Source organism: Serratia sp. Nf2, from assembly GCF_003028435.1.
GTDB lineage: Bacteria > Pseudomonadota > Gammaproteobacteria > Enterobacterales > Enterobacteriaceae > Serratia > Serratia marcescens_L.
This window is the reverse complement of sequence record NZ_PYTW01000001.1, coordinates 418967-431357: the sequence shown is the minus strand read 5'-3', so window position 1 is coordinate 431357 and position 12391 is coordinate 418967. Positions and strand designations below refer to the sequence as shown.

General features: G+C 54.5%; 13 protein-coding genes. 6 read left to right on the top strand and 7 right to left on the bottom strand.

Going from position 1 to position 12391, the window contains the following annotated elements:
* Positions 1-131: 131 nt before the first annotated feature.
* Positions 132-425: a hypothetical protein gene (locus C9411_RS02015; protein ID WP_107226324.1), complete on the top strand. Its 294-nt coding sequence runs from the start codon at positions 132-134 to the stop codon at positions 423-425.
* Positions 426-699: 274 nt separating this feature from the next.
* Here C9411_RS02015 and C9411_RS02010 read toward each other — a convergent pair whose 3' ends face one another.
* Complete coding sequence (locus tag C9411_RS02010; protein WP_025159799.1) at positions 700-876, bottom strand: GhoT/OrtT family toxin; 177 nt, start codon at positions 874-876, stop codon at positions 700-702.
* 302 nt (positions 877-1178) lie between these two features.
* Here C9411_RS02010 and C9411_RS25465 point away from each other — a divergent pair, with 302 nt between their 5' ends.
* Together C9411_RS25465 and C9411_RS02005 are read left to right on the top strand one after the other, a co-directional pair.
* Complete coding sequence (locus tag C9411_RS25465) at positions 1179-1565, top strand: hypothetical protein (RefSeq protein WP_130018094.1); 387 nt, start codon at positions 1179-1181, stop codon at positions 1563-1565.
* A 141-nt stretch (positions 1566-1706) separates the two neighbouring features.
* Entirely contained in the window at positions 1707-2396 is a 690-nt protein-coding gene (locus C9411_RS02005) for an alpha/beta hydrolase (protein ID WP_033634814.1), read from the top strand.
* A 211-nt stretch (positions 2397-2607) separates the two neighbouring features.
* Here C9411_RS02005 and C9411_RS02000 read toward each other — a convergent pair whose 3' ends face one another.
* The 3 genes from C9411_RS02000 to yeaG form a co-directional block, all read right to left on the bottom strand.
* Entirely contained in the window at positions 2608-2838 is a 231-nt protein-coding gene (locus C9411_RS02000; RefSeq protein ID WP_004932237.1) for a hypothetical protein, read from the bottom strand.
* A gap of 337 nt (positions 2839-3175) precedes the next feature.
* On the bottom strand, positions 3176-4444 hold the full coding sequence (locus tag C9411_RS01995) for a YeaH/YhbH family protein (protein WP_004932234.1): 1269 nt from the start codon (positions 4442-4444) through the stop codon (positions 3176-3178).
* Positions 4445-4576: 132 nt separating this feature from the next.
* Entirely contained in the window at positions 4577-6511 is a 1935-nt protein-coding gene (gene yeaG, locus C9411_RS01990) for a protein kinase YeaG (RefSeq protein WP_025303096.1), read from the bottom strand.
* A 426-nt stretch (positions 6512-6937) separates the two neighbouring features.
* On the opposite strand from yeaG, the gene C9411_RS01980 reads away from it, so the two are divergent.
* Positions 6938-7702, top strand: coding sequence for a MipA/OmpV family protein (locus C9411_RS01980; RefSeq protein WP_063990128.1), 765 nt, complete (start codon positions 6938-6940; stop codon positions 7700-7702).
* A 94-nt stretch (positions 7703-7796) separates the two neighbouring features.
* Here C9411_RS01980 and C9411_RS01975 read toward each other — a convergent pair whose 3' ends face one another.
* A complete protein-coding gene (locus C9411_RS01975) occupies positions 7797-8672 on the bottom strand; it encodes a D-hexose-6-phosphate mutarotase (protein WP_107226323.1) in 876 nt (291 codons plus the stop codon).
* 83 nt (positions 8673-8755) lie between these two features.
* Complete coding sequence (gapA, locus tag C9411_RS01970; RefSeq protein WP_004932222.1) at positions 8756-9751, bottom strand: glyceraldehyde-3-phosphate dehydrogenase; 996 nt, start codon at positions 9749-9751, stop codon at positions 8756-8758.
* Positions 9752-10099: 348 nt separating this feature from the next.
* On the opposite strand from gapA, the gene msrB reads away from it, so the two are divergent.
* Positions 10100-10513: a peptide-methionine (R)-S-oxide reductase MsrB gene (msrB, locus tag C9411_RS01960; protein WP_063990126.1), complete on the top strand. Its 414-nt coding sequence runs from the start codon at positions 10100-10102 to the stop codon at positions 10511-10513.
* Positions 10514-10576: 63 nt separating this feature from the next.
* The gene (locus C9411_RS01955; protein ID WP_033634809.1) at positions 10577-10849 is read left to right on the top strand and encodes a YeaC family protein; all 273 of its coding nucleotides are present in this window, start codon (positions 10577-10579) and stop codon (positions 10847-10849) included.
* Positions 10850-10891: 42 nt separating this feature from the next.
* On the opposite strand, the gene C9411_RS01950 is transcribed toward C9411_RS01955, so the two are convergent.
* Complete coding sequence (locus tag C9411_RS01950; RefSeq protein WP_107226322.1) at positions 10892-12169, bottom strand: glycoside hydrolase family 18 protein; 1278 nt, start codon at positions 12167-12169, stop codon at positions 10892-10894.
* Between the last annotated feature and the right edge of the window lie 222 nt (positions 12170-12391).

Sequence of the window (12391 nt, the reverse complement as noted above, 5' to 3'; positions counted from 1 at the left end):
CTAAATGACAATTAAACGCAGGATCGGCTTTATTTCCGCGTTAGCCTGGAACTCTTTTGCGCTCGCGGGGTCGATTGGCGTGCGAGCGCCTGGCGGTTTCTGCACCATAATGAAAAACGTAATGTATTGATATGAAAGATTATAAAAACTCTTCAGGCACAAAAATTCTGCTGCTGTTCAGCCTGGCATTTTACACGCTGTTGCCACCGTTACTGACGACGGCCGTGTTCAACCGTTTCAATCTTAATCCGTTCGCTATCGTTAAATTTTTTCACTTTAACCCGTTTTTGGCCGATCGGGGCATACCCGGTTATCAGACTTTCTTTTATTTGCTGATGCTATGGTTGGGGTTGAATGTTTTGCTCTGGCTGCTGGTGTGGGGAGCGGGGAGAGGGTATCAGCGCTGGCGAGCGCCGCGCGGCTGATATTTTCCCAAAGGAGAGAAGTTGCGTAGGGAAATGACTTTACATTCAATAATGAGACGTATTATCATTCGCGGCACCGGTGAGGGGAAAAGGGTTGTCTCCTTCTGTGCCCCCCGATCCGGTACGACATTGCTCACATTGCTTCCAATTTTCATGCCAGCCTTGCGCTGGCTTTTTTTATCCCACGCCAAAAACCCTGACGTCGGTGGTCAGTCTCTTTTCATTAGCATGACTGTTTAAAAACCCAAGCCCGCCGCGAGGTCTGTTGGGGGGATTAGAACAGCGAAAACAGCAACACGACCGGCAGACTCAGCGGCCAGGTTAACCCGATGGTCAGTGCGCTGATACAGCGAATTTTGACGGTGTCCCGGCTAACCAGGTAGGTGAAAACCATTGAAACTAACAGACCAATAAAATAACAGTATTGCGTTGCAACCCACAGCGACGACATGAAACCCGATCCCAGTTGTATTTTTACGCGCGAATTCTAGGAGCTTGGCGGGTGATAATCAATGACCAAAGGCCGTTTATTCATACCTTTATCCATAAGAATGCATAATTTATTTCTATAAAGAACGTAGGGTTATTAACGGCTTTCCGGTTATTACAAAAAGAAATCAACAACATAGTTACCGGTAACATTTTGCGTCGGGCAAGCCCTCTCTTTGGGTGGGCTGCGCCAGGTCAGAAAAAGTCGACGAGGGATGCAGAAAGGGGATAGGACTATTATCCGTAAATATTATTGATGTATCTGTGGGCGGAAAGGTTAAGGCGAGATGGCGTCAGATTTCGCTTTCATTGGCGCTTTGGGGGCCGGTTTTAGCGCATCGTCCCGATGCGCTGCTTGCCAGTCGGGGAGGGGTATTTATTGCCGCCGCAGGTTTAATGAATGTTAAGACCGTAGACGAACAGCCACGAAAACAGCAGCGCCAGCAGGCATGCCATAAAAACGATGGAGATCATTTCCTTCACAACTTCATTCCTTTTCCCGGTGAGCTAAATTTACTTCTCTTTGTTTTTGCGCGAAATTTTAGATCGGTATGGGTAAAAATCCTAGTTTTAATCCCTTTTTTTCTCTGGCCTTACGGCGTAAGCCGCTTCGATAACGCCGTGGCGACGCCGGAGGATCGGGGCGGTTAACCCGTCGTAGCTATTGCTGAACGCCATGGGGCTGACTATATAAAATGGGGACTACGTGGCGTCGAAGGCAGCCAGGCACTTTCCTTAATCGGGGCTGTTCATCTGCCTGCGGTGCTTTACTATGAGGTGAAGGAGTCGGCAATGAGCACAAAACCCACTATCGTGCTGGTACACGGATTCTGGGGCGGCGCGGCGCACTGGAGTAAGGTCATCCTCGAGTTGTCGCGCAGGGGATATACGGCGATTCATGCGGTGGAAATGCCGTTGACATCGCTGGCTGAGGATGCTGAGCGCACGCGCAAGATGGTCGCACAGCAAGCGGGACCGGTATTGTTGGTGGGGCACTCTTACGGTGGTGCCGTGATCACGGCAATGGGCAACCAGCCTAACGTGGTCGGTCTGGTCTACATCGCCGCCTTTGCGCCGGATGTCGGCGAAAGCCCCGGCGGCATTACGCAAGCGCATCCTCCTGCGGCAGTCGCGAATCTGGCGCCGGACAGCGACGGCTATCTGTGGATCAAAGCCGACAAGTTTCACGAGAGTTTTTGCCAGGATCTTACCCCCGACGAGGCGCTGGTGATGGCGGTGGCGCAGAAGGCCCCGCTGGCCGATACCTTCGGTAACACCATCGGCGAACCGGCATGGAAACATAAACCGTCATGGTATCAACTTTCCAGCGACGATCGCATGATAGCGCCGGAGAATCAGCGGCGAATGGCGCAGCGGCTGCAGGCCAAGAAAATCATGGTGCTGAATGCCAGCCATGCCTCGCTGGTTTCCCATGCCGATGAGGTGGCGGGTTTGATTGACGAAGCGGCCGGTTTGAAATAAAGCAGGGGCAGGAAGATTTGCCGGACTAAAGGGGGGCATTCTGCGACAGATTATCCCTTCGCTGCCTATTACGGCGGACTAAAGAGCCGGCGTAATAGGAGCGCATTAGGGATAAGCGCTGATATCGCTATCGATATTAATGATTAACAGCATCATTAACACCACGAGGGCGGCAATAAGGGCGGCAATAGTCTGCCTTACGCATATCGCCTTAGCGCCCGTTAACGCCGATCATTTCTATTGCCGCACGATGCAACCGCTGAAAATAATCGTCGGGCTGTTTTTCTATCTCCTGGATAAGGCTGGCGAGCAGGTTCTGTTTGGTTATCGGCTTGTTGGCGGTCAGTACCAGCAGCACGTTTTTGCCGAGCAGGCAGCATATTTGCTTATGGTATTCATCAACATCGTGCTTGTTGAGGCCATAGAGGGTGTAGTCGATCATGATGTCTAACCTGCTGACAGGTAAATGCCCGCCGCAGCGGGCTGAGAAGCCATAGAAAAATAAAGTGAGGCAAATTTCGCTTAGGAAGAGACTTAAGCGATGGAGTAACGATAACTGAATGGGAATATTCCTATCAAGCCGTGTGGGCGTAGCGGCGAATGTTTAGGAATAACCTCAGAAGAACAAATAATAGAGAGGACCGTTCTGGGGAATCTGACTTATTATTTGTGTTGCTATTGTTTAAAAATCAAACATACGTGATGTAAATATATAATGCGAAAAAGAAACAGCCGGAAAACGGCGTTTTCCGGCTGTGGTGACATTTACGCGATGTTATTCACACGGTCTGCTTGCGGAACAGTTCGCGGAATACCGGATAGATATCGTCCGGTTCGCGGATATGCTGCATGGCGAAGTTGTCGAATTTCGCCTGCAGATCCTCGTATTCACGCCACAGCGTTTGGTGAGCGCGGCGAGTGATTTCTATGTAGCTGTAATAACGTACCATCGGTAAGATCTTCTTCGCCAACAGCTCATGACACAGCGGTGAATCGTCGGCCCAGTTGTCGCCGTCCGACGCTTGCGCGGCGTAGATATTCCATTGCGCCGGGTCATAACGCTCTTCGACCACGTCATTCATTAACTTCAGCGCGCTGGAGACGATGGTGCCGCCGGTTTCCTGCGAATAGAAGAACTCCTGTTCGTCCACCTCTTTCGCTTGGGTGTGATGGCGAATATAGACTACCTCAACGTTTTTGTAGGTTCGGCTCAGGAACAAATAGAGCAGAATGTAAAAACGCTTGGCCATGTCTTTGGTCGCCTGGTCCATCGAGCCGGACACGTCCATCAGGCAGAACATCACCGCCTGGCTGGAGGGCTCCGGCCGGCGCTCATAGTTTTTGTAGCGCAGGTCGAAGGTATCGATAAACGGTACGCTTTCGATTTTTTTGCGCAGTTCGGCAATTTCCTTGCGCAGCCGCTCCTCTTCCAGCAATTGCACGGGTTCGGTGTTTTCCAACTGGGTCAGCGCATCTTCCAGCTCGTGCAATGCACGTCTTTTACCGGCGGTCATGGCGGTACGCCGCGCCAGCGAATTCTGCAGCGAACGCACGACGCTGATGTTGGCCGGCACGCCGTTGGCGGTATAGCCGGCGCGGTGGGTTTTGAACTCGGTCAACTGCTTGTATTGGTTCTTTTTCAGGTTGGGCAGGGCGAGATCCTCGAACAACAGATCGAGGTATTCGTCTTTGGAGATCTGGAAGACGAATTCATCCTGGCCTTCACCGTCCTGGCTGGCGTTGCCCTGGCCGCCGCCACCGCCTGCGCCGCCCTGAGGCCGCTCAACGCGATCGTTCTGCACGAAGTGGTCATTGCCTGGGTGAACGCGATGGCGAGTGCCGCCGCGCCCCTGATGAAACATCGGTTCGTTGATATCGTCAGTGGGGATGGAGACCGACTCCCCGCTGTCCACGTCGGTGACCGAACGCTTGTTAATGGCTTCGGCAATCGACTGTTTGATTTGCGACTTGTAACGGCGCAAGAAGCGCTGGCGGTTCACCATGCTCTTGTTTTTGCCGTTCAGCCGTCGGTCAATGAAATAGGCCATACTTCCCCCAAACGACGTTGCCAACTCTTCATGTCCCGGTCGCGGCAGCGCAATGAGCCAGCCCCTCCGTGGGCTGCGCTGCAACGTCCATGACTGTGGACATGGCCCTGATAATGCCGCTTACCTGAGGCGTTATGAGGATTTTCTGACCCGCAGATACCATTCACACAGCAGGCGCACCTGCTTGCGGGTATAGCCTTTCTCCATCATGCGGTCGACGAAGTCGTCGTGTTTTTTCTGCTCGTCCGTCGACGTTTTGGCGTTAAACGAGATGACCGGCAACAGCTCTTCGGTATTGGAGAACATTTTTTTCTCGATCACGGTACGCAGCTTCTCGTAGCTGGTCCAGTTCGGATTGCGGCCGTTATTGTTGGCGCGGGCACGCAGCACGAAGTTCACGATTTCGTTACGGAAATCTTTCGGGTTGCTGATACCGGCCGGTTTTTCAATTTTCTCCAGTTCGGCGTTCAAAGACTCGCGGTCGAACAGCTGACCGGTGTCGGGATCGCGATACTCCTGATCCTGGATCCAGAAGTCCGCGTAGGTCACGTAACGGTCAAAAATGTTCTGTCCGTATTCCGAGTAGGATTCCAGATAGGCGGTCTGGATCTCTTTGCCGATAAACTCGGCGTATTTCGGGATCAGATAGCCTTTCAGGTGTTCCAGGTATTTCTCGGCCAAATCCTGCGGGAACTGTTCGCGTTCGATCTGCTGCTCCAGCACATAGAACAGGTGTACCGGGTTGGCCGCCACCTCGGCGTGATCGAAGTTGAATACCCGCGAGAGGATTTTAAAGGCGAAACGGGTGGAGAGGCCGTTCATGCCTTCGTCAACCCCGGCGTAGTCGCGGTACTCCTGATAGGACTTGGCTTTCGGATCGGTATCCTTGAGGCTTTCGCCGTCATACACGCGCATTTTCGAGTAAATGCTCGAGTTTTCCGGCTCTTTCAACCGCGACAGCACGCTAAACCGCGCCAGCGTTTCAAGGGTGCCCGGCGCGCAGGGCGCATGGGTCAGCTCGCTGTGATCCAGCAGCTTGTCGTAAATCTTGATCTCTTCTGATACGCGCAGGCAATAAGGCACCTTGACGATGTACACGCGGTCGAGGAACGCTTCGTTGTTCTTGTTGTTACGGAAGGTCACCCACTCGGATTCGTTGGAATGCGCCAGAATAATGCCGCTGAACGGCAGGGCGGAGATGCCTTCGGTGCCGTTGTAGTTGCCTTCCTGGGTCGCGGTCAGCAGCGGATGCAGCACCTTGATCGGCGCTTTGAACATCTCGACGAACTCCATAATCCCCTGGTTGGCGCGGCACAGGGCGCCGGAGTAGCCGTAGGCGTCCGGATCGTTCTGCGCGTGGTTTTCCAGTTTGCGGATATCCACTTTACCGACCAGCGCCGAGATGTCCTGGTTGTTCTCATCGCCTGGTTCGGTTTTGGCGATGGCGATCTGCTCCAGGATGGAAGGGCGCACTTTCACGACTTTAAACTTGGTGATGTCGCCGCCGAACTCATGCAGGCGCTTCGCCGCCCACGGTGACATGATGGTACCGAGATAGCGACTCGGGATGTTGAACTCTTTCTCCAGGATCGAGGCATCTTCCTGCGGGTTGAACAGGCACAGCGGATGATCGTTGACCGGGCTGCGCTCGCCGTTGGCGCTGAGGGTGTAGATGGGCACGCGCTGCATCAACGCCTTGAGACGTTCCGCCAGCGAGGATTTACCGCCGCCCACCGGGCCCAGCAGGTACAAGATCTGTTTCTTCTCTTCCAGGCCCTGCGCGGCGTGTTTCAGGTAAGAGACGATCTGTTCGATGGCCTCTTCCATGCCGTAGAATTCTTCGAAGGCCGGATAGCGTGCGATCACGCGGTTGGAGAACAGGCGCGACAGGCGTGACTCTAGCGCAGTGTCGACCATCACAGGTTCACCGATAGCCATCAGCAGACGTTCGGCCGCGTTGGCATAGGCACTGCGATCTTGCCGGCAAATGGTAAGAAATTCCTGCAGTGTGAACTCTTCGTCCTTGGCAGCTTCGTAGCGCTGGCGATAGTGGTCAAATATGTTCATGATGCCCGTCCTTTCGTTATTAGCACAGGTTAAAGAGAGCGTGTGATAGTGTTCTGGCCCCCGGAAGATGAGAATACGCCTGAGTACAGCAACCCGTATGCCAACTTGGTGCGCTTATTATCGCGAGTTGCGCTGTATGCCACTGGGCCCAGGATAAATTCGCCTTCTGATTTAAGCTTAGTTTGCTTGCCGGAAAATTTCCTGCCGCAGAAAAAGCTTTTTTTAAGTCATATCAATGACTCAGTTATTACTGTGTAAGCCAAATGCCTTGTCTGGCGCGGCCTGCGGGATGAAACGTCATCGTTCCGCCATGATTAATTCATAATTCCGCTATAAGTTATTCGATCTTGGTCGTTTTCTATTGTAAAGATTAGGCGCGCAACTAAATTTTCACATAAACTATTGCGGCTATTAACCCTGTAATTTATGGAAAAAGAACCAGTGAAGATTTCAAAACTCAAAACGCTAGCAATTATCGCTTCCGCAATGGTTTGTGCGCAAAGTGCTCAGGCGGGAACCTGGTCACTTGGCGCTGCCGCGCTGGTTAGCCCGGACGCGTATCGCGGTTATCAGGACCGCGTTTATCCGGTGCCCGTCATCGACTATGAAGGTGACGACTTCTACTTCCGTACTCTGACCGCCGGTTACTACCTGTGGAAAGATCAAGAAAACCAGCTGAGCATCATGGGTTACTACACGCCATGGGGCTACCGTCCGGGCGACAGCGACGACGACCGCATGAAGCGCCTCGACAAGCGTCGCGGCACGCTGATGGCCGGCCTGGCCTATTCGCACAACGCCCAGTGGGGCACTATCCGTACCACTTTCACCGGCGACACGCTGAACAACAGCAACGGGCTGGTGGGCGATGTGGCTTATCTGTACAAGTTTGATCTGGACGCGCTGACGCTGGTCCCGGGCGTGGGCGTGATGTGGAACAGCAAGAACCAGAACAAATATTACTACGGCGTCAGCGCCAATGAATCGCGCCGCAGCGGCCTGGACAGCTACACCCCAGGCGATAGCTGGGCACCGTATCTTGAGCTGAGCGCCAATTACCAGATCAACAAAAGCTGGAACGCCTTCTTCGTCGGCCGCTATGTGAAGTTGTCGGATGAAGTGAAAGACAGCCCGATGGTGGATAAATCCTACACCGGTTTGTTGATGACGGGTGTGAGCTACACCTTCTAATCACGCATTGCACGATTATCGTGCGTGATGTGCATCAAAAAGGGGCGCTGGCGCCCCTTTTGCACATCTGCAGTGCGCTTTCGCGCACGGCTCCTCAGGCCTTCTTACGGCTGCGGAAGGTCACACCCAAACGAGCAGGTTGCTCGCCGGCGGCGACCAGCGGTTTGCTGACACGCCCAGTCTCGATGCAGACCATGGTCTTGTAACCGTCGTTCGGCATATCCCCCATGCTGCAGGAAAGCTCCACGCCGGGGTTCCACGCGATGACGTCGCTCATATGATGGTGGTGAACCTCGATGGTGCGTGCGAGCGCCGGATCGCGGATCTGGCTGAAAGCTTCCGGGCGGGTATAGACGCGGTCAGTTTGGCCTATGAAGGTCACTTCGCCCGCCTGGCGCGCCTCTGCGCCGCCCGCCACCTTGTCGATATAAGGCTCGCCCAGGCCCGCCACGCTGACCCGATCGATATCGCCGACCTGGAAGTAGCTGTGCAGCGCCGCGGTGGCCTGATAATCGCCGTGCGATTCCAGTTCGATCTCGCACTCCGCACCCAGCTTGAAGCGGGCAATCAGCGTGAAGGCGTGCGGCCACAGTTTGCGGGTCTGCTCATTGTCTTTCAGCGTAAAGGTCAGGATGACGCCGTTGTCATCTTCATCGTGCGCCGTCAGGCTCCAGGGTTGGTTGCGGGCAAAACCGTGGGAGGGTTGCGCCACCGGGCCGAACCACGGCCAGCAGATTGGCACGCCGCCGCGGATGGCCTTGCCTTTGGCGAAGGGGGTATTGCTGCTGAGCCAAATCACCGGTTGCTCACCGCTGGGCTGCCAGGCCAGCAAATGGGCACCTTGCAGCGCGACGGCCGCGCGCACTTTCGGGTGCGACACCACAACCACGCCCAGCTCATCGAGTTGACGCTGGCTGATGTAAGGCGAAATCTGTTCGGAAACGGGCAGGGTGAAAATTTTCTCGTTCATTTCATGACCTATTGTTTGCCGTAGAGACAAATAAAAAAGGGCGACAAAAATGTCGCCCTCATTATCAGCTTAACATCATGCCATTACTTGGAGATGTGAGCGATCAGATCCAGAACCTTGTTGGAATAACCGGTTTCGTTGTCGTACCAGGAAACCAGTTTCACGAAGTTGTCGTTCAGTGCGATACCGGCTTTGGCATCGAACACGGAAGTCAGCACTTCGCCGTTGAAATCGGTGGACACCACGTCGTCTTCAACGTAGCCCAGAACGCCTTTCATAGAACCTTCAGCGGCATCTTTGATGGCTTTCTTGATTTCTTCGTAGGTCGCCGCTTTTTCCAGACGCACGGTCAGGTCAACAACGGATACGTTTGGCGTCGGTACGCGGAATGCCATACCGGTCAGTTTGCCTTTCAGCTCTGGCAGAACAACGCCAACCGCTTTCGCTGCGCCGGTAGAAGAAGGGATGATGTTCTGGGATGCGCCGCGGCCGCCGCGCCAGTCTTTGTGGGACGGGCCATCAACGGTTTTCTGCGTGGCGGTGGTCGCGTGAACGGTGGTCATCAGGCCTTCAACGATACCGAAGTTGTCGTTGATGACTTTAGCCAGTGGCGCCAGGCAGTTGGTGGTGCAAGAGGCGTTGGACACGATGTCCTGGCCGGCATATTTATCAAAGTTGGCGCCACGCACGAACATTGGGGTCGCATCTTTGGATGGGCCAGTCAGAACGACTTTTTTAGCGCCAGCGGTGATGTGTTTACGTGCGGTTTCGTCGGTCAGGAAGATACCGGTCGCTTCAGCAACCACGTCAACACCCACTTCGTTCCACTTCAGGTTAGCCGGGTCTTTCTCTGCGGTAACACGGATGGTTTTGCCGTTAACAACCAGGTGGCCGTCTTTAACTTCTACCGTACCGTTGAAACGGCCATGAGTAGAGTCATACTTCAGCATGTAGGCCATGTACTCCGCGTCCAACAGGTCGTTGATTGCAACGATCTCGATGTCAGAACGCTCTTGAGCAGCACGGAAAACAATGCGACCGATACGGCCAAAACCGTTGATACCTACTTTGATAGTCATATATTCCACCAGCTATTTGTTAGTGAATAAAAGGTTGGTTGTAAAATTACAAAAACCTTACCCAGCGTCAAGCGGAATCGTGTCAATTCTTGCGGCAAGTCAAACCGGAAGGGTGGTTTTGCACGCTTATTGCACAGTCCATTTGCGCTCGGCCTCATCCGTTATATGGGGACAAGCCGCCAAGTATAAAGTCAGCATACGCAAGATGTGTGATCGCTATCACATATCATCGTGACGTGGCCTTTATGGGCTACAGTTTAGGCCAAAAATCCCTGCAGCGGTGTTAATTTTTTGTTATTATTAATCATTGTTTTCGTTGACATTATCCACATTCAGAGATAAGCACAAATGGCTAAAGAGACAACCCCCGGTCATCCGGTCACGGAACTGAATGAAATCCAACGTTATGTGACGCAACAGCGCGGTACCGAAGCGCCGTTCAGCGGCAAATTGCTGCACAACAAACGCGAAGGCGTGTACCATTGCCTGTGCTGTAACCAGCCGCTGTTCTACTCCGAAACCAAATACGATTCCGGCTGCGGCTGGCCGAGCTTTTATGAGCCGGTTTCCGCCGATGCAATCCGTTATCTTGATGATAATTCACATAATATGCATCGTATTGAAATCCGCTGCGGCCACTGCGATGCGCACCTGGGGCATGTTTTCCCCGATGGCCCGCAGCCGACCGGCGACCGCTATTGTGTCAACTCCGCCTCGCTGAGTTTCACCGATGGCGAAAATGGCGACCAAACGGCCGGCTAAGTGGTAATTTAACCAACAAAATCGATTCAGCTAATTATTCATCCGTAAGCGAGAAGGGCTCTGATGGACGTGAAAGATCTGATTGCGGCGATGACGCCCGAGATATACCAGCGTTTGGTACAGGCGGTTGAGCTGGGCAAATGGCCGGACGGCGTGGCGCTGACGCCGGAGCAGAAAGAAAACAGCCTGCAGGCGGTGATGCTGTGGCAGTCGATGAACAACGTCGATCCGCAGCACATGAGCATCGGCACCGACGGGCAAATCGTGATGAAGAGCAAGCAAGAGCTGAAACAGCAGTTCGTTGCCGAGCCGCTGGCCAAACTCAAACCGCAGTAAGGCTGCCCTAAAGCGGGGCGATGCCGCCATCGCCCCGTCGATTTACCGTTTTTCGCCCTTAATCCCCAGCGATTCCGCCAGTTGCTGCGCCAGCCGGTTGTTGTCGTCTGCGCCGTACTCCCAGAACATCGCCCCTCCCAATCCCTGGTTTTTGATGTACTCGGCTTTGAGAGCCACCGAACGCGGGTTCTCGTAGGAGATAGCGAACAGCGATTTGCCTTCGGCAGATTGCAGCGTCAGGTAAGGCACCTTGGCGTCGTCATCCCAGTGCTCGCGAAAACGATGCTGCGGATCGTTGAGCAATTTGCTGACGATATCGTGGTATTTAACGTAAGTGTCTTTGCTGAGATCCAGCCCCAGCGCGTTGAACAGGGCGGTTTCTCGCGTGCTGAAGTCAGGCTGCGTCACCGGATGCTTGGCGGCATCCGGTTTGTCCCAGTCGATGCCCGCCTCGGTCGCCCGTTTCGGTACCCGGCCGTAGAAACCGATACCCAGGTTCATCTGTGCCGGTTTCAGTCCGGCAGCCAGATAATTCTTTACCACGAAATCGGCGCTGTAGCGGTCGGCGGCCGCCACGGTTGGCCAACGCTTTGAGTCGTACAGGTTGGCATTGAAGTACTGTGTGCCGTAAGCCATGTCGTAAGTCATCAGATTGATGTAGTCGAGGTAAGGGGCAATGCTTTTCACATCGACCCATTCTTGCGGGCTTTTGACGTTGGCCCCGACGGCGATGGTTAACAGCTTGCCTTGCCCCAGCGCCTGGTGAAGCTCTTTCAGCAGCAGGGTGAAGTTGTCGCGATCCGCCGGTTGGCTTTCCACCAGCCCCCAGGCGCCGTTCACCGGATATTCCCAGTCCAGATCGATGCCATCCAGCCGATACTTCGCGATCACCTGCAGCGCGGAGCGAATGAATATCGCCCGGTTTTCCTCGGTAGCGGCGGCGGCGGAGAAGCCCCGTGCGCCCCAGCCGCCGACCGACAGCAGTACTTTCAGCTCGGGGTTCTGTTTGCGCAGCACCGGCAGCCGTTGCAGATCGGCCGTGACTTTCGGCGACAGGTAGATCTGGTGGCGGCGAGCGGGGTCTTTCAGCGCCGCGTTGGTTTCGTCTTTCTCGCCGTTGTAGATCAGGCCGAACGAATAGTTGAGGTGGGTGATTTGCGTGACGTCCAGCTTGTCGATGTCGCCACCGGGGCCGGCGGTGACGTCTCCGCCGCCGTTAAAGTAGCCGACGGAGAGATAAGCCGCCTGGGCCGTGCCTGCGCCGGCCATAGCCAACTGCACCGCCGCCAGCAATGGCAGCAGTTTTCGGGTTATTTTCATGTCTGTCTCCTTGGGTCGGCAAGGCCGACCGTACCGCCATAGGCGGTTACAATAAAGCCGGGCTCAGCGGGCCCCGGATGCGTATAACCGATTGACGCCAAAAGCGTCGCAGCCATAACAGCAAAAGCGCCTGCCGGTCACAAGCCGTTGGGGAAGAAGAAGGGCGGTATTGTGAGCGGCGTCGATATTTTCGCCGCCGCGCAGAGAGGGCGCCGGTGGCGC